Here is a 24,788-nt window from a genome sequence, read left to right on the forward strand (position 1 = left end):
TGGAGTTGTGCAACAGTTACCCTTGTTGAACTAAACCTCCAGTAGCTTTCGCTGCGATGATTTCGTACCTTAGTATATTAATATTAAACAATTGATACTATGGTAACTAAAAAAAATCTCCGGAGGAATTAAGAGCGAACAAATACATTAATCGCGCTTGTAGTGAAATTACGGGTTTTTCTGAACTTCTGCAACGTTTTCAGCGAAATATTTCCATTTTAGGCAGAAGCCAGCGTACTTTCGAGAATTATTCTCGGCATGTGGCGGCAATGGCGTTGCATTTTGGAATTCTTCCTACGGAATTACATCCCGAGCAGGTTAAAGATTACTTATTTGAACTGCAGCAACGTTCTTTAAGTTCTTCGCAATCATACTTTAAACATACGGTTTACGGACTTCGATTTCTTTTAAAAACAGAGAATCTTCCTTACGATTATCTTCATTTACCATCGATTCCAAAAGAGAAAAAGCTTCCTGTTGTTTTAAGTCGAGAAGAGATTTGGAAGATGCTTCAAAGTGCAGAACTGCTAAAACATCGTGTTTTAATTGGCTTGATTTACGGCTGTGGTTTACGCTGTATGGAAGTTCGGAACATAGAATTAAAGCATTTAGATTTCGATCGAAAACAACTTCATATCGTTCAAAGTAAAGGAAAAAAAGATCGATATGTTCCTTTATCTGATCATTTGATACGGGGAATAAAAAGATATATTTCAGCCGAACATCCCACTACTTTTTTATTTACAGGAAACACGAAAGATGCCAAGGGTTTTGATTCTCGTTACAGTCAACGCGGTGTTCAATGGGCAGTTCAATCTATCAGTAAAAAAGCAGGTATTTTAAAAGATGTGCACACGCATACTTTGCGCCATAGCTATGCCACGCATTTATTAGAAGATGGCGTAAATATCCTTCAAGTTCAGAAATTGATGGGGCATGAACGGGTGGAGACCACTATGGAATATTTACATGTTTGCCAATTGGAGCAACAAAAAGTACACAGTCCACTTGATACCGTTTTTGCTTTATGCAGCCGCAGTGGGAAGTAGCCCATGTATTGCAAAAAGTAGATTTATCCAACCAAAACTTTACCGTTCATCAAGAGAAAACGTTAAGGGCATTAACGTTGTGCAGAACTTCAGCGTTGGGCGGTCATGTAGATGCTTGCGATGCTTGCGGAAACATCAGTATTAGTTACAACAGCTGCCGCAATCGGCATTGTCCAAAATGTCAGGGACACAAACGCGAAGAATGGATACAGGCACGCGCGCAAGATTTGTTGCCTTGTTCGTATTATCATTTGGTTTTTACTTTGCCCGATACGCTTAACGGTTTAACGATCTCACATCCGCAAATTATTTATCGCTTGTTGTTTGAATCTGTGTGGGCTAGTTTATCTCAATTTGGCAAAACCGAAGGTTTGCAATTGGGCATGATTGCTATTTTACATACCTGGGGCCAAAATTTAAGTTTGCATCCGCATCTGCATTGCATTGTTCCAGGCGGCGGAATTGATAATAATGGCAAGTGGAGACGAAAAATAAAAACCGATAAATACTTGTTTGCAGTAAAAGCATTAAGTAAGGTTTTTCGAGCCAAATATGTAGCGTTGTTACGCAAAGAAAAGCTTGCCGAGGGGCACATCTTAGAAAGTTTGTTTGAAAAGCATTGGGTTGTTTATGCCAAACGGTCATTTGGCGGCCCAAAACAAGTGATTGAGTATCTGGGTAGATATACCCACAAGGTAGCCATTAGCAACCATCGCATTACAAATGTAACCCATCAAGAAGTTACTATCAATTATAAAGATTATAGAGACGGAAGTGAAACCAAGCAACTCACATTAAAAAACGAAGAATTCGCCCGCCGTTTTAGCTTGCATGTTTTACCGAAACGATTTGTTCGCATACGGCACTACGGAATTTTAAGCAGCAGTTGGAAACGTGGCAAACTACAGCAGTTACAAGAAGAATTACACGTTGCGCGAGCATTAGTAGAGCCTAAAACACAACATCGAAAATGTTATTGTTGTAAAGTGGGGAATCTGGTTACGTTGCACGTTTTTGGACAAAGAGGTCCGCCAGAAAAGTATCTTATCGGAAACAAACTTGCTTCTGTGAATTAACTTTTACGGGTAAGGGAATTTGTGTTTAAAGCACAAAAAAACAGCCAAAACGCATGAAGAAATACAACTTCAACCACAAAAAAAACAGTAATCCTAAAATTACTGCTTGTATATCTTAAAGCCACATTTCGAAAACCCCATAATACATAAAGCTACTCCGGTTCCGTTCAACGGGCTTTCATCTCTAGCCCTCCGGGCAAGACGAAAGCTTAGTTATTGTACGCAGTTTTTTTAGTTTATTTTTATTCCAAGTCGTTTCTGAATCAGAATTATTAAAAAAATCAAAATTATTCCACCAATTAGTATTAAAGGAATTTTAGTTTTATTCTCTTTAATTTGGTTATTTACACAATTTAGATTTATATATTCTTTTGAATTTACTCGAATTGAAACGACACTTTTAATATTGTTAAAAAGAAATTTTGCATTTTTATCAATTCTAATTTCGATATTTTGGTTAGGTTTTACGTCTGAAATAAACTGTTGATAATTAAAACATTTGGTGTATTCAGGAATTATTTTTAGAATTTTTGGGTTGTTTTCAATTTCCAAATTATAAGAAACACTTACTTTTCTTTTAGGTTTGTTTCTATGAATCGATTTGTAAGAACCTGTTATTATTTCAGTTTTATCTAATTTTATATTACTTGTTGTTAATGAGTTGTAAAGAACAAAACTCAAAGCTAAAAATACTAAAATATAAAAAAAGGTGTTGAATATTTTCACTAAAATTCTTTTTAGAACGGTTTTTTTCAAAATTGCGGACAACATTGTTTTTTCACGAAACTGATCTAGCTTTTGTTTCGTAAAAAATCAACTATATCCGCATTTCGTAAAATTAAAAACAAATATAATTATTTTTTTGTAAATTAGACACTTACTAAAATAATATTCATGTATCACGAAGTAATTTGATGTAAAATGTAATAATGAATGTATGGATAGCGAAACGATTCTAAAAACGTTGCAAAATCGATTAAAATTACAACGATATGCAAACAATACCATAAAATCGTATTGTGGTTACACCCAAGTTTTCTTAGAACAGATGGAAAAATACAATAGATTAGATGAAATTCCTATTTCAGAAATCGAATTGTTTATCAATACAAAAGTAATTCAAGAAAATATCAGTGTTTCCTATCAACGTTCTTTGGTTGGAGCAATTAAAAAAGTATTTGAATTAGTTGAAAATCAGAAAATTGAATTAAATTATCTTTATCCGAAACGAAAAGTTAATAAATTACCAACTTTCTTTTCTCAAGAAGAAGTACGAAATTTATTAAATGCAACAGAAAATTTAAAACATAAAGCTATTCTTACCATAATCTATAGCTGTGGATTGCGACTAAGCGAATTGATAAATTTAAAAATTGCAGATATAAAATCAGAAAGTAATTTACTTCTTATTCGTCAAAGTAAAGGTAACAAAGATCGTATAGTTGCTTTGCCAGATAAACTTTTGCTATTATTGAGAGAATACTATAAGGTTTATCAACCTAAAGACTTTTTGTTTGAAGGGGCTAAAGGGCATCAATACAGCGAAAGAAGCGTCCAATTAATTTTAAAAAATGCTATGAGTAAAGCTGGTGTTTTATCAAAAGGCAGCGTACATACATTAAGACATTCATATGCTACTCATCTTATAAAAAGTGGAATTGATGTACGTGTAGTTCAAGAATTATTAGGTCATAACGACATTAGAACTACCATGATTTATACGCACATTACAGATATTGATAAAAAATCGACACCAAGTCCTTTAGATTTTTTGTGATAATTTGTAAAATCTAACACATTATTTTATCTCAACAATCTTCACCACCTCACTTTTCAATACTTTAGTGCCTGCCTCATTATAAGTTTGCTCTACAGTCACTTTAATTTTATCATATTTAGGAGTTGGAAAATCTAACAATTCTCCAATGTTTTTATATCCAAATGCTTTTGCCAAAAGAGTTATGTGACGGGTGCTATATTTATGTCGCTGTGTATAAGATTCAACATTACTAACAAAGCTTCTAGCAACCCCCATTTTTAGGCTTAGTTCATCTTTAGTTATCCTATTAACTTTTCTGAGATTTTTCACATGATTAATTAAATCAAAATCAAATTGTGTAGTTTCAAATTCGAATATTTTATTCATTTAACTAAAAATAATCACCCAACATATTGGGTTTTAATTAAAATTGTTTATATTTGTATAAGCGAATTGATAATTAGACTTTTAATAGTCATAATTAAAACGATGAATCTCGAATCGAAACGACCAATTTTACCTCGAGAGTTTCGTGAAATCGCTCCATGTCTCAAAAGTTTTGTACTTTCGTAATACGGCATGGGCGGTTTTCACATATGCTTTAGGGGTAACTTTTAAACTTTCGAGTTTATAAGCTGGGTTTGGTCGCCCACGGTACTAAAGTGTGAAGCCGCCTTGCTTTTTTTGCAAGTATTTCTTCATACACGAGAAACATCGTTCCATAAAACCCAACACAAAATGAGAACGAAACAATTTCAATTCATCCGTAAAAAACCTCCAGACAAAGTCTGTTCGTTTTTTCCATTCTTTTAAAGAACAATTCTCCGTTTTATAACATTTAACGGAACGTAAAGAAAAGGTTCCCCTTTCTTTACTCGCTCTCTATCAGAGCCTCGGTAATGAGACTTTGACAGCTAGGTTATACTTTTATTTTTCGCACATTAAAAGTAAACCCTTTATTGCCATTTTCCAAATTTATTGGGGCTACTACCTGATTTAAGTTGTAAGTAATGAGTTATAAGTAATGAGTTAAATGTATGATGTACAGATTAGATGTTAGATATGAGAATTGAGATTTTAGAGTTGTACTATGTAAAAAGTAGAATGTATTATGTATTTGAAAAAGGATTAAAAAAATGTCATATGATTTGGAGGCGAGTGTCAAAAAGTTGAAGAAAATGGTTAAAATGTTTTACTATTTGCGTAGCAAATGATTTAAAACATTCAATGGCTGAAACTTATTTTGACCGTCGAAAATCAAAGACAAGAGTTTTTTGATTACTTTTTTGCTCTCTTCCCCGAAGGGCATGTGAATACCTATAATTAAAATAGATATGCTATGAATAAAAAAGTGATAGAAAGTATTTTACATTCGTTTTTTCCTTGATGAAAAAACGAACAAAAAAAATCAAGACCGCGATTTTCGACGTTCAATTACCATTTCACGCACTAAAAAGATTAAATGTTTCGCATACGCTCACTAATCTTTTTTACGCTTGTTTCAATGGATTGAAGCTCGTCTGCAAATCGTATGTCGACTCTAAAATCCGTTGTTAAAAGTGATAACGAATTTGAATATTAAAAAAGGATTAAGAAACTGGCATTAAAACTCTCACGTTAAGAAAATGTTTGAGTACAACGTTAAAAAGATATTAGCCCATAGTTTTTTTTAAATCTTTAGTGGAGTGAAAACATTTTGAGTAGAGAGGTTTACGGCCAAGAGTTTTTTGATTACTTTTTTGCTCTCTTCCCCGAAGGGCATGTGAATACCGATAATTAAAATAGATATGCTATGAATAAAAAAGTGATAGAAAGATTTCTCAATACCCCGAAATGACATATTGGATACGGTTCTGCACTTCGAATGCCTCAGTGCCCGTTTTAAAAAAGGATTTGAGTATTGAAAAAAGAGTTAAAAATCCGACGATTTAGAATCGAAATGCAATTCAACTCTAAATTATTGGAATAAAAAAGTTGAGGTGTTTGAACGAAGTGAGTTATCAACTTTATGGAAATAATTTATTTAGTTGAATCATTGAGAGACTACTGTCGGCATCTTTTTTTGTTTCGTTTTTTGGATGAGCAAAAAAATGAAAGTAAAGAACAAATTTGAAATAAAAAACAAAAAACCCTTTCCCAAAAACAAAGTTGGCGCGATGTACAGGAAAAAGAGTGACTTTTAAAACTAATGTTGAATTTAAAAACTATGTAAAAACGTAGAACGTCATACGTATCACGTAAAACATAAATAAAACCACCTTTATTATGCTAGAAAAAGAATTTGAATTATTAAAAAAAGGTAATTCTACTGCCTTCGAACGTATTTATGGCAGGTACAATAAACGAATCTTTTGGTTTGGTAAACAAATAATTGAGGATGAATTTGTAGTAGAATGCTTGGTACAAGATGCATTTCTAAAATTATGGGAATATCGCGAAAAGATGGAATCTCCTGATCATATCTTTTTCTTTTTAAGGTTTGTAATGAAATACAGTTGCTATTCGCATTATGCTAAACCGAAGAATAAGTTTTTTAGAACTGTAAGTTCACTAGAAAGTTATGAGAATTATCAAAGTTATTTGGCTGGATATGATCCCGCAGATAACATTCAAAACCTAAACGAACAAGAAACACAACAGCACTATTTTGATCAAATTATAAAAGTATTACCCTTATTAAGTGCTGAAAGAAAGCATTTGATTGAACTCTGTTTAAAACATGGATTTCAATACAAAGCGATTGCTAAAGCAATGGGAAGAGGAATCACTGAAACGAGTAACGAAATTAAACATGCTATTGATGATCTTAAGAAGATTTTAAGTCACCAAGATAAATTAATTATTAAAACCAAAACAGTCTCTACAGCAGAGAAGGAAAATCAAATATCTGAAACACAATCGTTGATTTTAAAACTTCGATGTAAGCATAAACAATCTTTTTCAACAATAGCTTCAGCATTACAATTGTCTCAAAAAGAGGTACACAATGAATTTATAGTCGCTTATAAATTCACTCAACAAAACAAAGTTCAATCCCTAAACTATTGATCATGGAAAAATCTACTTTAATACTCACTCGAAAAATACAAATACTTATCGATTTACCAACTCAAGAAGAACGCAAAGAGGCATTAGACAAGCTTTATAGATGGCAAAACAGATGTTTTAAAGCCGCTAATTTGATTGTTTCTCATTTGTATTTACAAGAAATGATGAAAGATTTTTTGTACCTCTCTGAAGGTGTTAAATATAAATTAATGGACGAGAAGAAAGATGCAGAGGGTATATTAAAAAATTCGCAAATGAGTACCACTTATCGTGTGCTATCAGACCGTTTTAAAGGTGAAATTCCAACCAATATATTATCTTGTTTAAATAATAGAATCCACAGTTCATACAACAAAGATTCTCAAAGATATTGGAAAGGAGAAGCTTCGTTAAAAAACTTCAAACGAGATATGGCATTTCCTTTTGGAGCAGAAAGTATACGTAGCTTCTCTTACAATCCTGAGAAAAAATGTTTTTGTTTTCGGTTGTTTCAACTTCCATTCAAAACCTATTTGGGAAAAGATTTTACAAGTAATAAAAGGTTATTGGAACAAGTGGTAAGCGGAGAAATTAAACTTTGTACATCACAAATAAAGTTAGAAAAAAGTAAAATATTTTGGTTAGCTGTTGTTGAGATCGAAAAAGAAAATCATCAATTACAACCCGAAATTATTGCAGAAGCTTCCCTCTCTTTAGAATATCCGTTGGTTGTAAAAATAGGAAAATCTCGGCTTACTATAGGAACCAAAGAAGAGTTTCTATACCGAAGGTTAGCGATACAAGCGTCCCGTAAACGAATACAAATTGGGGCAACTTATGCAAAATCGGGCAAAGGAAAAACGAGGAAACTAAAAGCGCTAGATAAAATGAGTCAAGTAGAAAAAAATTATGTGCATCATCGACTACATGTTTACAGCAGAAAGTTAATTGATTTTTGTGTAAATAATAAAGCAGGAACACTTATTTTAATGGATCAAGAAGAAAAGATAGAGCTGGCCAAAGAAGAAGATTTTGTACTGAGAAATTGGAGTTATTATAAACTGATGACCAAAATAAAATATAAGGCAGATAAAGCAGGAATTGAGCTTATAACAGCTTAAAAATATAATTTTTGAGGGTGATTGTACACCCGTAAGGTGAGGTTGATAATAAACACTCACTAAATATAAACAACATATATAACGCAAGGGCCAATTTTTTTTCATCTACAGATACTTGCTAGATACTCCCAACATAAAGGCAGGATAAAGGCAACATAGTGGCAGTAGAATGTATGTAAAAGATTTTTGTAGTTCAGGGGTTGTAATAATTGCCAAGTTGTTTTTTATACAAAAAAATGTTTAGTGGAATACAAAAGGATATCATTTTTAAAGTTTCAATGAATTTAAACTCGTCTTTTGAGCAATGATAATCTTTAAATTTCATTTAAAAAAGTAGATTTTAGTGTTGTACTATGTAATATTTATAATGTATTAAGTAAAATCCATTATGTATTTGTGAGAGGCTGGAATTTTCAAGGCTTCGAAATAACACAAAATCACTTTTTGAATACAAATATAAAATGAAGTAGATTACCAAAATAACCTTTGAGAATCATTTAAATCGTAAGAACACATGACCAAAAACAGTATTTCCACTTGATATTCAGCACAATGACCAAGACGATTCAAACCTCTAAAATAAGTATCATTTGATGCTATTCTGAAATAAACTCAGAATGATAAAATCCGTAAAACGTTAAGCGTAGAACGTAAAACTTAATAAAACCTATGTTTCTATTGTGGTTAGAATATTCATTTTTTATTCGGTATTCTTCTTGATGGGGCACAACAACGATGTAAAATTAACCCTTAGATAAACAAATTAACTAGAAGTGACGAATAATGAACCTAATTGGTTATCCATTAACCTAAATGGAGGTTGTATGCACTAAAATGCATTTTTTCTGTATCGGTTGTGTATCCACGCTGTATCGATTCCGTATCCATTGTATATCCATTGCGTATGGTTTGTTCGGTGCTCGTGTATCGAAAGGTTGATTACCATTTAGACAAAAAAAGTAACTATTCAACTAAAAAAGTCAATTTATTACATAAATAAGGAGTAACAATTTATTTCTTCAAAATCTTAAAACTATGTTGATTCGAATTTATTTTAACGAAATAAACGCCAGAAGTAAGATGTTCTAAATTTATCTGCGAAACAGCTGTTCGAAACTTCTTTTCATAGACCTGTATTCCTGTTTCGTTATATATAGAAATTGTAGGTTGTTTTAAAATCTGCGAAAAATGAAGGTTTCTCTTTACTGGATTTGGGTACACTTGCAAAGTTGAAATAGTATGATCTGTTGTAGTCAACTTCTCTTGTGCTTGAGAAAAATGTAATAAAGTCGCCAAAGCTCCTTTCGCTACTTCTGTCAAATAATTCAAATCTAAATTAGCTATTATATCTTGAGCAGTATGTGCATAGGGCGTTTCATTCTTTTCGAAAAGTCCAGTTATTGGATAACCAACTGCCTGAAAAGGCATATAATCGGAACTATAAGCATTCGAAATTTCAGTTTTTAGAGTTGTATACAAGGGAAAAATATTCGACATTTGATTAGTCAAATCAGAAGAAGCTGCATTATTTGATGTTGGATTACTTTCATCTTGCTCACAAACAATTGTTGAATTTACTTTATTCGCCACTCCTCCTACCTCATCAATATTCAGAACAGCTTTAATGTTTAAATTCTGAGGAACTGCAATTTGATTGACATATGTCTGACTTCCTATTAAACCGCGTTCTTCTCCTGTAAAATGAATAAACTTGATCGAATAATCAGTATCGATATCTTTAATTAATCGAGCAATTTCTAATAAAGTAACCGTTCCCGATCCATTATCATTCGCTCCAGGTCCATTTAATGTATCATAATGACCATCGATGATAATAAATTTATCAGGATATTTTTTTCCAATTTTAGTTATGATTAAATTATTTCCAACATTTCCAAAAACATTTACAGATTGCTGCTCTATGTTTGAATAGCCATATGCAATATAATAAGATTTCAACCAATCAAAAGCATTATTATGCGCAGAAGAACCGACAGTTTTGATTCCGAAATCTTGAAATTTTTGTAGCTTTTGATGAACAGAATCATATTTAACTTGATCTACTATCGATTGATAAAACGGATTTAACTCTTGTGCAGCCGCATTAATAGAAAAAACAAATAATGGTAGAAATATATACTTCATATTCTCTAAATTAATTAATCAACAGTAAAACGTAAAAGATTAAAAATTATTCAAAATAGTTTTTAATTCTTCGATACTTTCTGTTGCATTTTTCTTGATATGCGTAATAGATGAATTGGTATAGGTATCTGATGGATCGATATAGATAATTGGGACATTTGTTTTTGCATAATCTTTGAGCGAAGCAGCTGGATACACTTGCATCGATGTTCCAATAATTACCAAAATATCTGCCTTTAAAACCTCATCAATCGCATTTTCTATTTCCGGAACCATTTCGCCAAACCACACAATATGCGGACGAAGTTGATTTCCATCTTCAGCCAAATCTCCAAGTTTGATATCTTTATTCCAATCAATAATTTGATTCTCATCTTTTTCGCTTCGCGCTTTTCTCAATTCGCCATGCAAATGAATTATTTTTGAAGAACCTGCTCTTTCATGCAAATCGTCTACATTTTGAGTGATAATTACAACTTCAAAATCATTTTCTAACTCTTTCAAGAAATGATGCGCAGTATTGGGTTCAACATCGAATAATTGTTTTCGACGTTGATTATAGAATTCTTGAACCAATTTTGGGTTTCTTTGATAACCATCAATCGAAGCGACTTCCATAATATCATGATTTTCCCACAAACCATTGGCATCTCGAAAAGTAGAAATTCCACTTTCAGCACTAATTCCAGCTCCCGTTAAAACAATTAGCTTCTTTTTCATTTCGAATGTATTAATTGAAGTAAATATAACTTTATAAAACAACAAAACTCCATTNNAATGGAGTTTTGTTGTTTTATTTTATTTTTTTTAATTCATCTAATTTGACTAGACACATAATACTAAATGTTGCAAACATGGTCAACGTAAGAATTGCTGCATTAATTATCATAAGCTTTGTTTTTGGGTTATTAATTTGAATTAAAGTTACTTCAAATCATTTCTTTCGAAAAGTATTTCATTAAGAAATATCGACTTAACTCTCTTATTTTTAATGAATAAACTTTAACCTCAAGGCATAAAAAAACCTCAATTGGGAACAACTGAGGCCTTTCTCTACTAAAACTTAAGTACCATGAAAACTCAACTAACTTATATAAAGACTAGTACTTACTCTAGAATCATCAAATGATATACCAAATTATATTTCAACATATTAAAAATAAAAAAGCAGTCAATAAATTGACTGCTTTAAATAATTTGTATTTAAAATATACTTAGAAAGTGTATTTATTTTCTTTGATTAACAAATCTGCAATTTCAGTTTTTAAGTTAACTACGTTTGGATATTCGTTGTAACGTGTAAATCTTCTTAAACCAGATAACATCATGCGTTGCTCATCTCCTTCTGTGAAAGAAACGATACCGCGAGTAGCTTCTGTTTTAATAATTTCTACCGATTTGAATAATTGTAATTGAACTAATTTTTCTGCATTCTTCGCCGCATCAGCACCTTTTACATTTGCAATTTTTTCTGCACGTAACATCGCCGATTCAACCATATAAATTTCTTGCATAATACGAGAAGCAGCAATAATCAACTGTTGGTGTTGCTCTAATTCTGCACCAAACTTTTGCAAAGCAGAACCCGCAACCATAAAGAACGATTTCTTAAGATTTGCAATGATTTCTTTTTCTTGCGCAAATAATTCTGAATAATCTGGAACATCAAACGATGGAATAGACATTAATTCGTTCGCCACATTCATTGCAGGAGACATTAAATCTAATTTTCCTTTGAATGCTCGTTTTACTAACATCGATACACATAATAAGGTATTGATTTCGTTAGTTCCTTCGTAAATTCTCGAAATACGCGCATCTCTCCAAGCTGCTTCCATTGGCATTTCTTTCGAATATCCCATTCCTCCATAAATCTGAATTCCTTGATCGGCAGAAATTTGAGTTGCATCAGAAATCCAAACTTTTAAGATAGAAGCTTCAATTGCATATTCTTCAATACCTTTTAATTCCGCTTCGTTATGAGGCATTCCTTTTGCCATATTATCTTCGATTGCATCTTGCACATCTTTCGCTGCTCGATACGCACCAGCTTCTGAAGTAAATGCAGAAACAGCCATATCAGCTAATTTCTCTTTGATTGCACCAAACGAATTGATTGACGTATTGAATTGTTTACGCTCTGAAGAATATTGTAACGAATAATCTAAAATACGACGTTGCGCATCTAAACATGCTGCTCCTAATTTAATACGACCAACATTCAATGCATTCATTGCAATTTTAAATCCTCCGTCTCTTTCTCCTAATAGATTTTCTACTGGAACACGAACTTCATTAAAGAAAACTTGACGTGTTGATGAAGAAACAATTCCTAATTTATCTTCTTCTTCTCCTAATGAGAATCCAGCACCAGCTTTATCTTTTTCTACAATGAAACCTGTGATATTTTTATCATCATCAATACGTGCAAAAACAATGAATAAATCAGCAAAACCTGCATTTGTAATCCACATTTTTTGACCTGTGATGATATATTCTTTACCATCTTCTGATAAAACAGCTTTTGTTTTTCCTGAATTTGCATCAGAACCTGCTTCCGGCTCTGTTAAACAGTAAGATGCAAACCACTCTCCTGTTGCTAATTTTGGTAAATATTTTTGTTTTTGCTCTTCTGTTCCGTACAATAAAATTGGCATTGTTCCAATTCCAGTATGTGCTCCAAAAGCTGTCGCTAACGAACCTGTTGCTCCTGAAATATAGTCACACACTAACATTGTTGTAACGAATCCCATTCCCATTCCGCCATATTCTTCTGGAACAGAAATCCCTAATAAACCTAATTCACCAATTTTACGCATTAATTCTTCAATCAACGCATAATCTTTTTTCTCAATTTGGTGTTTTTTAGGCACTACTTCTTTATCAATAAACTCTTTTGCAGATTGCAAAATCATTTGTTGTTCTTCTGATAAATCTTCGTAAGTGAAAATATCATTGTAAGAGGCATCTTTGATTAAGTATTGACCTCCGATTAATCTATTTGGATTTGTAGACATATTTTTATGTTTTGATGTATTATTGTATCATGTATTAAGTAAAATGTACCATACTTAATACATTTTACTTTTTACAATTTTTATTTTAGATATTCGAAAATTGAAGCTGCTCCTTGTCCTGTACCAACACACATTGTTACCATTCCATATTTCGCTTTACGCGCTTCCATTTCATGTAACAACTGCACTGTTAATTTCGTACCCGAACACCCAAGTGGATGTCCTAAAGCAATTGCACCTCCATTTACATTTACAATATCTGGATTAAGATTCAATTCGCGCATAATTGCAACTGATTGAGAAGCGAAGGCTTCATTCAATTCGATTAACTGAATATCTTCTAATTTCATCCCCGCTTGCTCTAATGCTTTTGGAATTGCAAACAAAGGTCCCATTCCCATAATACGAGGTGCTAAACCTACCGTAGAATATGCAACCAAACGAGCAACTGGCTCAAGACCTAACTCTTTAACCATATCTTCTGACATCACCATTACGAAAGCTGCTCCGTCCGACATTTGAGAAGAGTTACCTGCTGTAACCGATCCTCCTTGTGCAAAAACAGGACGTAATTTTGCTAAACCTTCGATTGATGTATCCGCACGTGGACCTTCATCCACTTTAAAATCAATTTTCTTTGTTTGAACTTTTTCTTTATCATCTAAGAAACTATATTCAACATCAACTGGAACAATTTGAGAAGCAAATTTTCCTTCAGCATTTGCTTTTAATGCTTTTTGATGCGAATTGAATGCAAATAAATCTTGGTCTTCACGAGAAACTTTAAATTCTTTTGCAACTTCTTCAGCCGTTAATCCCATTCCCCAGTAATAATCTGGATGATCTTTTGCTAAATCTGTTTCTGGAATTGGTTTGTAACCTCCCATTGGAATATACGACATCGATTCTGCACCACCAGCGATGATACATTCTGCCATTCCTGTTCTAATTTTAGCAGCTGCTAACGCAATTGCTTCTGATCCTGATGCACAGTAACGGTTTACTGTAACACCTGGAACTTTGTCTGTATCTAATCCCATTAATGAGATAAGACGTGCCATATTCAATCCTTGTTCTGCCTCTGGCATTGCACATCCTACGATTAAATCGTCGATACGTGCTGGATCTAAAGTTGGATAATCTTGCATTAAACGCTTGATTACTGTAGCTGCCATTTCATCTGGACGCGTAAAACGCAATGTTCCTTTTGGCGCTTTTCCTACAGCTGTTCTATATCCTGTAACTATATATGCTTGTTTCATTTTTTTAAGTATTATTAGATTGTACAATGTAAAATGTATTATGTACAAAGTATTTAATTATAGTTCTGAATTAATTTAACCAACATATTTTGTATATGTTTTAAGTCTTTTAATAAATCATCCGAAATCTCTACTTGAATAAATTCTAAATCTCTTGCTAAAATAATTTGACATTCCAATTCGAAAGACGAACCTAAAGCGATGTTGAGAAAATTAATAAATTGAGCATTCGAATTTCTACCAGCACCTTCTGCAATATTTGAAGCTATCGATACGCAAGCTCTTCTCGACTGAGAAGTCAAACTATAAATCTCACTCTTAGGATAATTTGAAGTAATTTCATAAAACCTTTTCGTAAAACTCATTGTTTTTTGCCAAACGATTAACTCTTTAAAATCATGCATAAATACTTTTTACATGTTACTTTTTACTTAATACAAAGATTAATTACGCAACGGTTTACCTGTTTTTAACATATGTTGAATACGCTCTAATGTTTTTCTTTCTCCACAAAGAGATAAGAATGTTTCGCGCTCTAAGTCTAACAAGTATTGTTCTGAAACATAAGTTGATTCAGATAAATTACCACCTGTCATTACATATCCTAATTTATTCGCAATTAAACGATCATGATCCGAAGCAAAACGTCCAGTAACCATAGAATCTGTTCCGACATAGAACATTCCCATCGCTTCTTTTCCTAATACTTCTACTTTACGTTGAATTGGTTGTGTGTAACCTGCTTCTGCCAAAATAATTGCATGTTTCTTCGCTTCTGCAATTTGACGTTCTGCATTTACTACCACAATATCTTGCTCACGAATAATTCCCATATTCTTCGCTTCATAAGCTGAAGTCGCCACTTTCGCAGTTGCGATATTCATGAAATTATCACGTAAATGATTTACTTTTACATCATCTTTTAAAGCAAATTCAGTTGCACGGCGCGCAAATTCTTTCGAACCTCCACCACCTGGGATTAATCCAACTCCAACCTCAACCAAACCAATGTAAGTTTCGGCAGCAGCTACAATCTTATCCGCATGCATTGACATTTCGCAACCTCCACCAAGCGTCATTCCATGAGGAGCAACAACAACTGGAATAGATGAATAACGAACACGCATCATTGTATCTTGGAACATTTTGATTGCCATGTTCAATTCCCACCAATCTTGCTCAGCAGCCATCATCATAATCATTGCCAAATTAGCTCCAACAGAGAAATTGTCTCCTTGGTTCCCAATTACAACTCCACGATAATCTTTTTCTGCTAACTCAATTCCTTTATTGATTCCTTGTAAAACTCCTCCTCCAAGAGAATTCATTTTAGAACGGAACTCAATATTGATGATTCCATCACCTAAATCTTGAATAGATGTTTCTTGGTTTGACCAGATTTCATTCGTTTTTCTAATGTTATCTAAAATAATGAATGCATCTTGACCAGGAATTAATTCGAATTGTTTTGATGATTGATTATAGAATAATTTCTTACCATTTTCGATTTTATAAAAAGAATCTGCACCAGTTGCTGCTAATTCTTTTACCCAATCCGAAACCTTGAAACCTTCTGACTCTACTAATTGTATTCCGTTTTGTAATCCAACTAAATCCCATGTTTCAAATGGACCATATTTCCAAGCGTAACCTGTTTTTAAAGCATCATCAATTGGATAAAGTACATCTGTAATTTCTGGAACACGTTGAGAAACATAAGCGAATAATGAAGCAAAATGTTTGCGGATTAATTCTCCAGCTTTACCAGAATCTTTCAATAAAACACCTAATTTATTACGCATAGATCCTGCATTTTTAGCAGTTTCTACAGCGGCAACTTTTGCGCGTTCCATTGGACGATACTCTAATGTATCAAGATTTAAGGCAAAACGGTTTGTATTTCCGTCTTTGTCAATTTCTTTGTAATAGAAACCTTTTTTTGTTTTATCTCCTAAGAATTTATTCTCGATTAAGAAATCCAAGAATTTAGAATCTTTCAAACCTTGAATCATTTCGTCATTTGGCGCATTTTGCTGTAAACCTTTTGTTACATTATATGCTGTATCCAAACCAACCAAATCACCCAATTTGAATGTTCCCGTTTTTGGACGACCTAAAATAGAACCTGTTAAGGTATCAACTTCTTCGATCGTTAATCCAATTTCTTGCGCCAATTCCATCACTTTCGCCATCGAGTAAACTCCTACTCTATTTCCGATAAAACCTGGAGTATCTTTACATAAAACTGGAGTTTTACCTAAGAATAATGAGGCATAATTTTGTAAAAACTCAACAACAGATTGGTCAGTTTGAGGAGTTGGAATAATTTCGAATAATTTTAAGTAACGTGGCGGATTGAAGAAATGCGTTCCGCAGAAATGTTTCTGAAAATCTTCTGAACGACCTTCAGCCATCAAATGAATTGGAATACCAGAAGTATTAGATGTGACTAAAGTTCCTGGTTTTCGGAAGTTATCTACACGCTCGAAAATTGATTGTTTAATATCCAATCTTTCGATCACAACCTCTATTACCCAATCCGAGTTTTTAATCTTCTCGAAATCATCATCAAAATTCCCCACAGTTATACGAGAAGCAAATGCTTTGTCATAAATTGGTGAAGGATTGCTTTTTAAAGCAGCATCTAAGTGAGTTTGAGCAGTTCTGTTACGAACTACTTTACTCTCTAAAGTAAGTCCTTTCGCTTGCTCTTGTGGTGTAAGCTCGCGAGGAACCATATCTAACATCAAGACTTCGACTCCGATATTTGCAAAATGACATGCAATACCAGAACCCATTACTCCTGATCCTAATACAGTTACGTGTTTAACGTGTCTTCTCATAATTGTTTTTAAATATTTTTTTGTCCGATATTAATTGGTTAATCTTATAAATCACTTCCAAGAAAATTTGCATTTTCTCTGGATCGATATGATTATTAATTGATTCATTAAATTGCAAAACAAAATGTTTTGAAATATCTCTCATTCTTAATCCTTCTTCAGTCAAAGTGATCAACACACTTCTCCCATCTTCTGGATTTGGTTTTCGAACGATAAAATTTCTTGCTTCTAAGTTTTTTAATGTTCTCGACAAGCTTGTTGGCTCTATTCCCATCTTTGGTCCTAGCGACGTACTTGGCGTACCTCCTTTCGGATCTATTGATAATAATGTAAAGGCATACACCATTGTGGAATCGTAAGCACCAGCTTGCTCATTATACATTTTCTGAACTGACAACCATGTTGAACGCAATAAATAATCTATCGTTAAATCTTCTCTTAACATATTTTAGTGTATGTCTAACAAATATAATCTTTTTTTATTATGCAAGCATAACAAAGTTTTAAAATTTAATTTTGTTTAACAAATAATGATTCAATTTACTATTTCTCAATGAAATGTAACTTTAAATTATGATTAATAAAATAAATAGTATGATTAAATAATACTTAAATTTATTCCATCGCTAAAAAAGCGATTGTAGTGGTGTAAAAATACGCTATAATTAATATCGAAAATAGATATAATGTTGGTTTTATATTATAAATAAATAAGATTGTTTAATCTCTTTTCAACGACATACATTCGTAGAAATTTTAAAATACTGCTTATGGAATCAAACCATACGATGAACAAAGTAACAGCGGCAACGCTATTAATCGCATTTGGAATCATTTACGGTGATATTGGAACAAGTCCTTTATATGTAATGAAAGCGATAATTGGCGAGAATCGCGTGATTGAAGAGAGCATTGTCTACGGAGGCGTATCATGTGTTTTTTGGACTTTGTGTTTTCAGACTTCTATCAAATATGTATGGTTGACACTAAAAGCGGATAATGATGGCGAAGGAGGAATTTTTTCTTTGTATTCATTAATCAAGAAAAAAGGTAAAAACCTAATTATTCCAACCATCATTGGAGCTTCTGCTTTGCTCGCCGATGGAATTATCACTCCTCCCGTTTCCGTCTCTTCTGCTGTTGAAGGACTACGAATGCTAAACGGACTCGAAAATCTACCTACCATACCTATTGTAATCTTTATCCTTTCGGTGTTATTTTTCTTCCAACGATTTGGAACAAATAAAGTAGGAAAAATATTTGGACCATTTATGGTTCTTTGGTTTACAATGCTTCTAGGCTTAGGAGTTTTACATATCGTACATCATCCAAGTATCATCAAAGCATTAAACCCTTATTACGCGTATAACTTGTTAATGAATTATCCTCACGGATTCTGGATTCTTGGCGCTGTATTCTTGTGTACAACAGGTGCTGAGGCATTATACTCCGATTTAGGACATTGTGGTCGAAAAAACATTAGAATTAGTTGGTTGTACGTTAAAATTTGTTTAGTAACAAACTATTTAGGGCAAGCAGCTTGGTTAATGCACCAAGACAACCCTATGTTAGACGGTAGAAATCCTTTCTACGAAATGATGCCAGATTGGTTCTTGATCCCTGGAATTTGTATTGCCACAGGTGCAGCTATTATTGCATCACAAGCTTTGATTACAGGATCTTTTACATTAATCAATGAAGCGATCAACTTAGGTTTCTGGCCAAGAACATTAATTATTCAACCAAACGAACACAAAAGCCAAGTTTATATTCCTACAATCAATTTTATGTTATGGGCTGGCTGTGTCTTTATCGTTCTATATTTCCGAGATTCGTCCCATATGGAAGCCGCCTACGGTCTTGCCATAACGGTTACCATGTTAATGACGACTTTCTTGTTATCCTATTACCTTAATTATTATACAAAATTCAACAAAGTATTTATTGTGGCAATTTTGTCGATATTCGTAGCGATAGAATCTTCTTTCTTCGTAGCAAATGTTGTCAAATTTGTTGATGGTGGCTATTTAGCATTATTAATGGGATGGTTGTTCTTTGTAATAATGTATTGTAGTTTTTACGGAAAAATCCTTAATTCACGAAACTTAGAATTCGTTAAAATAAAGCGCTACGCAAATGTATTAACAGAATTGAGCGAAGATAAAACAATCAATAAATACTCTACTTTCTTATTTTACTTAACGAAATCTACGAATCCAAAAAATATCGAAAAATATAGCATTCAATCTATTTTATCAAAACGCCCAAAACGTGCAGATGTCTATTGGTTTGTAAACATTAACCGAGATAGTGAACCCTATACGTTGAGTTATAAAATATTGCCAATTGTCGATCAAAAAATATATCGAATTACATTTAATGTAGGATTTAGAGTTCAGCCAAAAACAGAACAATATATCAAAAAAGTAATTAACGATATGTATGCAAATGGAGAATTAGAGTTAAAATATTTGAGTACATGTTTGAAAAAATACAATCAAGATCCTGATATGAAATTTATTTTGATTGAAAAATTCCCTTCAATTGAAACCAAATTAAGTATGAAAGAATTTTTCACACTGAAAATTTATTATCTTTTAAAGAAAATAGAATTCAACATTCCGAAATCTTTTGGTCTAGAGAAGAACGACGTTGTTGTAGAACACATTCCTCTTTATATGCACAAACATAATATTGACGATTTAAAAAGAATTCAATAAAAGAATAGAAATCCTGAAAAATTATTTTCAGGATTTTTTTTGGAAATATTTTATAGATTGATAATTATCAAATAATTTTTATAAATTTATAAAAATCAACAAGATAAAATATTTATAAAAAATTAAATTATGTTCGAAATTTATCAAGACAAAGCAGGAGAATATCGTTTTCGTTTGAAAGCTAAAAATGGACAAATTATTTTGGCGAGCGAAGGTTATAAACAAAAAGCAAGTTGCGAAAATGGAATTGAATCTGTTCGCAAAAATTCTCAAGATGATTCTAAATACGAATTAAAAGAAGGTTCTTCGGGTAAATGGCATTTCAATTTAAAGGCAACAAATGGGCAAGTAATTGGAACAAGCCAATCGTACGAAACTGAATCTGGTGCTAAAAATGGAATTGCTTCTGTAAAAACAAACGCTGCTGATGCAGAAGTAAAAGAAGTAGAAGGTTAATTACAAACCATTATAAAAAGCTGAAGCCTTGGATAAATCCAAGGCTCAACCTAATTAACACTAATATGAATTAACACTAAAAACTTATGAAGTAAAATAATGTTCAACTTTATTTTAGATGCGATCTAAGCATCCAAGCAGTTTTTTGATGTTGTTCTAATAAACCAACTAAGAAATCCGAAGTTGAGATATCATGAAACTCATCAATTTCTACTACAGCCTGCGCCAAAAAGTCAATAATAACTTCGTGATCGTGTAGTAAATCAGCAATAAAACTTAAACTATCTTTGTTTTTAGTTTTTCTTGTTTCTGATAAGTGAGCTAACTGCAAATACTCTGCCATAGTTGCTGGTGCATAAACATCTTTTTGACGAATTTTTTCTGCAACATCATCTATAACAATTTGTAACTCGTTATATAACGATTCAAAATACACATGTATTGTCTGAAAATCAGGACCTTCAACATTCCAATGTGCATTTCTTGTTTTTAAGTATAAAATATGTTCATCAGCTAATAATTTAATTAAAATATCAGCGATTTTTTGTTTTTTTTCTGACGATAATAATTTCATATGATTAAATTTTATATTGTCTATTTGATTAACTTTACTAATGCAAATATAGAACCAGAAAACGAATGAATTATAGATTTATTAAATCTTATTTCTATTCTTTTATAATTAAAAACTATGAACGACGCGAATTAACTTAAAATAAATAATGATGTTTACTTAAAAACAGAATTACTATTTTTGATGAGACAAATTTATAGTGGTTTTTTCAATTAGAGCCATTTTTAAAAGTTAAAAATTAATTAAATTTCTATGAAAAAGTTACTTTTATTTATCATTTCTTTAACCCTAAGCAATACTGCTTTTTCTCAAATTAATCAAAATTAAACGCTTAATAATAATTGGCGTTTTGGAGGTGGTTTGTGACTATCTTTTGGGAATAATAGCTATTTTAGGGTTTAATATTTCTCCAAGTGTTGGATAGATGGTTGCAAACAATTTAGAATTGGGTGCGACAGCAGGTTATCAGTATGCGAAAGATGACTATTTAAAGCAAAATTTGTTTAATGTTGGTCCTTACATTAACTTTTTTCCAATCGAAAATATTTTCTTGAGAGCCAATTATATATACTACACAGGAAAACAAAAGTACAACGATCGTACGCCATATTACAACAGTATTTATGAAGCTAACATGGACGAATCTGCTTTATAGTTGGGAGCTGGATATCAATCGAGCGGGCCTGTAAGATTTCAAGCTGGTGTGATGTACAATGTTTTATACAAAGAAAACGAAAGTATATTTTCTTCAGGATTACAACCTTTTATGGGCGTTTCAATCGGATTATAAGTCATAAAAAATCCATCTAAAGTTTTTAGATGGATTTTTTTTATTTATTTCAATTCGTCTTTTAAAAATTTTCCTGTCACACTTTTAGAATTTTTAGCAATTTCTTCTGGTGTTCCTTCGGCGACAATTTTACCTCCTTTACCTCCACCATCAGGACCAATATCAATCACATAATCAGCCAACTTTATCACATCTAAGTTATGCTCGATGATGATAACCGTATTTCCAAATTCCACAATTTTATTAATCACTTTCATCAACACATTTACATCTTCAAAATGCAAACCTGTTGTCGGTTCATCTAAAATATAAATTGTTTTTCCTGTCTGTTTTTTTGCCAATTCTGTTGCTAATTTCACACGTTGCGCCTCTCCTCCACTCAATGTTGTCGACTGCTGACCAAGCGTGATGTACCCCAAACCTACATCTTGCAACATTTTGACATAACGATATATTTTCGGAATCGCTTCAAAGAATTCTACCGCTTCATTAACCGTCATTTCTAACACATCCGAAATCGATTTTCCTTTGTAACGAACCTCCAACGTCTCACGATTAAAACGTTTACCATTACATGTTTCGCATTCGACATGAATATCAGGTAAAAAATTCATTTCAATCACACGTAAACCAGCTCCTTGACAAGTTTCGCAACGTCCACCTTTTACATTAAACGAAAAACGTCCAGGTTTGTAACCTCTAATTTTGGCTTCAGGTAAATTTGTAAACAACGTACGAATATCAGAGAAAATTCCTGTATAAGTCGCAGGATTAGAACGAGGCGTACGACCAATTGGGGATTGATCCACTTCGATTACTTTATCCAAATGCTCTAAACCTTCAATTTTTTTGTAAGGCATTGGATCTTTTTCTGCTCTAAAGAAATGTTGATTCAGAATTCTGTACAATGTTTCATTAATCAACGTTGATTTTCCAGAACCTGAAACTCCTGAAACTACAACCAATTCTCCTAAAGGAATGGTAAGATTGACATTTTTTAAATTATTTCCAGATGCTCCAAAAAGTTTTAATTCATTCCCATTACCTTTTCTTCGTTCTTTTGGAACTTCGATTTGTAACTGATTGTTTAAGTATTTTGATGTTAATGTATTTGATTTTAACATTTGTTCTGGTTCACCTTCCCAAACAATTTGACCACCATTTTTTCCTGCTTTTGGTCCAACATCAACCACATAATCTGATTCCAAAATCATGTCTTTATCATGTTCTACAACCAAAACTGAATTTCCGATATCGCGTAATTTCTTTAACGAATCTATCAATCTGACATTATCGCGTTGATGCAAACCAATACTTGGCTCATCTAAAATATACAACACATTCACCAATTGAGAACCAATTTGCGTTGCCAAACGAATTCGTTGCGCCTCGCCTCCAGAAAGTGTTCTAGAAGAGCGATTAAGACTTAAATAATCTAATCCGACATCTAATAAAAAAGATAAACGCGTATAAATTTCTTTCAGAATCTCGTGCGCAATTTGTTGTTGATTCGACGTCATCGAAACTGGTGCATTTTCAATCCATTTTTGCAACGATTGAAGATCCATTTCCGCAACTTCACCAATATTTTTATCATCGATACGAAAGAAAAGTGATTCTTTTTTAAGACGTTTCCCTTCGCAAGTTGGACAAATAACTTTCTTTCCAAACTTTTTGCTAATCGAACTTGAAGACGGATTATTTTTATCTTCCATTATTTCAGAAAGAAATTCATTCAATCCTTCAAAATCGATTTTATATGTTTTTTTAACTGATGCAAATTTAAGATCAAGATTCAATGTTTCTTTCAAACCATTCATTACATCATCAATCAATGCTTGAGGAAGTTTTTTGAAAGCAACTTTCTGGTCTTCATTATGTTTGACAAAAATCGCTTCCAATTGTTTTTCTATTCGAGAAGATGATTTTAACGTCTCAAATAATTCTTCCAAATTATCAAACAACGATTTATCTTGATCTTGAAATAATTTTTCGTGATTTACCACTTTCAACTCACCTAGACCTGTACAAGTTGGACAAGCTCCTTTTGGCGAATTGAACGAAAATGTATTCGGTTCTGGCAACGCATATGACATTCCTGTCGACGGACACATTAACGAACGAGAAAAGAATTTGGTTTCATTGGTTTCGTAATCCAAAATCATCGTAATCCCATTACCTTGTTGCATTGCATGATCGATACTTGAACGCAAACGTTGATCATTCACCTTATCATTCAACAACATTTTGTCCACCATCAATTCGATATCATGCGTTTTGTAACGATCTAACATCATTCCAGGCGTAATATCTTGCAACTTGCCATCAATGCGCATTTCAAGAAAACCTTTTTTAGAATATGTTACAAAAACTTCTCGATAATGACCTTTTCTTGAACGTACAATTGGCGCTAAAATCGCAATTTTCTTCTCGCTGTATTGTGTTCGAATCAACTCAATAATTTGCTCTTCTGTGTAAGCAACCATTTGTTCGTTTGTTTCGACTGAAAAAGCCGTAGAAGCACGCGCATACAACAAACGAAGAAAATCATAAATTTCTGTAATTGTACCAACAGTGGAACGCGGATTTTTATTGGTCGTTTTTTGCTCAATTGCAATAACAGGCGACAAACCATCAATTTTATCAACATCTGGACGTTCTAAACCTCCCAAAAATTGACGTGCATAAGCCGAAAAAGTTTCGATATAACGACGTTGTCCTTCTGCATAAATCGTATCAAAAGCCAACGAAGATTTCCCACTTCCACTTAAACCCGTGATTACCACAAGCTCGTTTCGAGGAATCTTTACATCAATATTTTTTAGATTATGTTCACGTGCACCGTAAACTTCAATAAAATCTTTTTCCATGTTCGTTTGTAAGAAGTTGCAAAAATACAAAAAAAGCCACATTACTGTGGCTAAGTGTACTTTAAAAATTGTTAATTCT

At 32.8% G+C, this 24,788-nt stretch carries 20 protein-coding genes; 9 read left to right on the forward strand and 11 right to left on the reverse strand.

All coding sequences use genetic code 11. The features are described from left to right. The first annotated feature begins 260 nt into the window (after positions 1-260). On the forward strand, positions 261-1,049 hold the full coding sequence (locus tag B3M86_RS01165) for a tyrosine-type recombinase/integrase (protein WP_414646986.1): 789 nt from the start codon (positions 261-263) through the stop codon (positions 1,047-1,049). Then, complete coding sequence (locus B3M86_RS01170) at positions 1,028-2,125, forward strand: IS91 family transposase (protein ID WP_038335828.1); 1,098 nt, start codon at positions 1,028-1,030, stop codon at positions 2,123-2,125. Before B3M86_RS01165 ends, B3M86_RS01170 begins: the two co-directional genes overlap by 22 nt. A gap of 231 nt (positions 2,126-2,356) precedes the next feature. On the opposite strand, the gene B3M86_RS01175 is transcribed toward B3M86_RS01170, so the two are convergent. After that, the gene (locus B3M86_RS01175) at positions 2,357-2,881 is read right to left on the reverse strand and encodes a hypothetical protein (RefSeq protein WP_291069028.1); all 525 of its coding nucleotides are present in this window, start codon (positions 2,879-2,881) and stop codon (positions 2,357-2,359) included. A gap of 181 nt (positions 2,882-3,062) precedes the next feature. Between B3M86_RS01175 and B3M86_RS01180 the strand changes: the two genes are divergently transcribed. Beyond that, a complete protein-coding gene (locus B3M86_RS01180; protein ID WP_291069030.1) occupies positions 3,063-3,902 on the forward strand; it encodes a tyrosine-type recombinase/integrase in 840 nt (279 codons plus the stop codon). A gap of 21 nt (positions 3,903-3,923) precedes the next feature. On the opposite strand, the gene B3M86_RS01185 is transcribed toward B3M86_RS01180, so the two are convergent. Then, positions 3,924-4,271, reverse strand: a complete 348-nt coding sequence (locus B3M86_RS01185) for a helix-turn-helix domain-containing protein (protein WP_291046845.1) — start codon at positions 4,269-4,271, stop codon at positions 3,924-3,926. 1,878 nt (positions 4,272-6,149) lie between these two features. On the opposite strand from B3M86_RS01185, the gene B3M86_RS01190 reads away from it, so the two are divergent. Both B3M86_RS01190 and B3M86_RS01195 read left to right on the forward strand, forming a co-directional pair. After that, positions 6,150-6,932: an RNA polymerase sigma factor gene (locus B3M86_RS01190; RefSeq protein WP_291075635.1), complete on the forward strand. Its 783-nt coding sequence runs from the start codon at positions 6,150-6,152 to the stop codon at positions 6,930-6,932. 2 nt (positions 6,933-6,934) lie between these two features. Further along, the gene (locus B3M86_RS01195) at positions 6,935-8,032 is read left to right on the forward strand and encodes a hypothetical protein (protein WP_291075637.1); all 1,098 of its coding nucleotides are present in this window, start codon (positions 6,935-6,937) and stop codon (positions 8,030-8,032) included. 1,011 nt (positions 8,033-9,043) lie between these two features. Here the strand turns inward: B3M86_RS01195 and B3M86_RS01200 are convergent. The 7 genes from B3M86_RS01200 to B3M86_RS01230 form a co-directional block, all read right to left on the reverse strand. Then, positions 9,044-10,177, reverse strand: a complete 1,134-nt coding sequence (locus B3M86_RS01200; protein ID WP_291074918.1) for a M28 family peptidase — start codon at positions 10,175-10,177, stop codon at positions 9,044-9,046. A gap of 39 nt (positions 10,178-10,216) precedes the next feature. Next, the gene (locus B3M86_RS01205; RefSeq protein WP_291075639.1) at positions 10,217-10,897 is read right to left on the reverse strand and encodes an SIR2 family NAD-dependent protein deacylase; all 681 of its coding nucleotides are present in this window, start codon (positions 10,895-10,897) and stop codon (positions 10,217-10,219) included. 494 nt (positions 10,898-11,391) lie between these two features. After that, positions 11,392-13,194 (reverse strand): acyl-CoA dehydrogenase family protein, encoded by a 1,803-nt coding sequence (locus B3M86_RS01210; RefSeq protein ID WP_291051831.1) that lies wholly within the window; start codon positions 13,192-13,194, stop codon positions 11,392-11,394. Positions 13,195-13,274: 80 nt separating this feature from the next. Next, positions 13,275-14,456 (reverse strand): thiolase family protein, encoded by a 1,182-nt coding sequence (locus tag B3M86_RS01215; protein WP_291075641.1) that lies wholly within the window; start codon positions 14,454-14,456, stop codon positions 13,275-13,277. 53 nt (positions 14,457-14,509) lie between these two features. Next, on the reverse strand, positions 14,510-14,860 hold the full coding sequence (locus B3M86_RS01220; protein WP_291075643.1) for a four helix bundle protein: 351 nt from the start codon (positions 14,858-14,860) through the stop codon (positions 14,510-14,512). Between the two features lie 39 nt (positions 14,861-14,899). Continuing rightward, positions 14,900-17,299, reverse strand: coding sequence for a 3-hydroxyacyl-CoA dehydrogenase/enoyl-CoA hydratase family protein (locus tag B3M86_RS01225; RefSeq protein WP_291075645.1), 2,400 nt, complete (start codon positions 17,297-17,299; stop codon positions 14,900-14,902). Then, on the reverse strand, positions 17,283-17,744 hold the full coding sequence (locus B3M86_RS01230) for a MarR family winged helix-turn-helix transcriptional regulator (RefSeq protein WP_038336958.1): 462 nt from the start codon (positions 17,742-17,744) through the stop codon (positions 17,283-17,285). Before B3M86_RS01230 ends, B3M86_RS01225 begins: the two co-directional genes overlap by 17 nt. 325 nt (positions 17,745-18,069) lie before the next feature. On the opposite strand from B3M86_RS01230, the gene B3M86_RS01235 reads away from it, so the two are divergent. Continuing rightward, positions 18,070-20,019, forward strand: coding sequence for a KUP/HAK/KT family potassium transporter (locus B3M86_RS01235; RefSeq protein WP_291075647.1), 1,950 nt, complete (start codon positions 18,070-18,072; stop codon positions 20,017-20,019). Positions 20,020-20,148: 129 nt separating this feature from the next. Continuing rightward, positions 20,149-20,475, forward strand: a complete 327-nt coding sequence (locus B3M86_RS01240; protein WP_291061221.1) for a YegP family protein — start codon at positions 20,149-20,151, stop codon at positions 20,473-20,475. Between the two features lie 109 nt (positions 20,476-20,584). Here B3M86_RS01240 and B3M86_RS01245 read toward each other — a convergent pair whose 3' ends face one another. Then, a complete protein-coding gene (locus B3M86_RS01245; RefSeq protein ID WP_291061223.1) occupies positions 20,585-21,049 on the reverse strand; it encodes a Dps family protein in 465 nt (154 codons plus the stop codon). Between the two features lie 424 nt (positions 21,050-21,473). Between B3M86_RS01245 and B3M86_RS01250 the strand changes: the two genes are divergently transcribed. Both B3M86_RS01250 and B3M86_RS01255 read left to right on the forward strand, forming a co-directional pair. Beyond that, positions 21,474-21,704 carry a hypothetical protein gene (locus B3M86_RS01250; protein WP_291075649.1) on the forward strand — a complete coding sequence of 77 codons (231 nt, stop codon included), beginning with the start codon at positions 21,474-21,476 and terminating at the stop codon, positions 21,702-21,704. Then, complete coding sequence (locus tag B3M86_RS01255) at positions 21,705-21,839, forward strand: hypothetical protein (protein ID WP_291061227.1); 135 nt, start codon at positions 21,705-21,707, stop codon at positions 21,837-21,839. It abuts the gene before it with no gap. Between the two features lie 44 nt (positions 21,840-21,883). On the opposite strand, the gene uvrA is transcribed toward B3M86_RS01255, so the two are convergent. Further along, the gene (uvrA, locus tag B3M86_RS01260) at positions 21,884-24,709 is read right to left on the reverse strand and encodes an excinuclease ABC subunit UvrA (protein WP_291075651.1); all 2,826 of its coding nucleotides are present in this window, start codon (positions 24,707-24,709) and stop codon (positions 21,884-21,886) included. Between the last annotated feature and the right edge of the window lie 79 nt (positions 24,710-24,788).

The organism is Empedobacter sp. UBA6305 (genome assembly GCF_002440405.1).
In the GTDB taxonomy this organism is placed as follows: domain Bacteria; phylum Bacteroidota; class Bacteroidia; order Flavobacteriales; family Weeksellaceae; genus Empedobacter; species Empedobacter falsenii_B.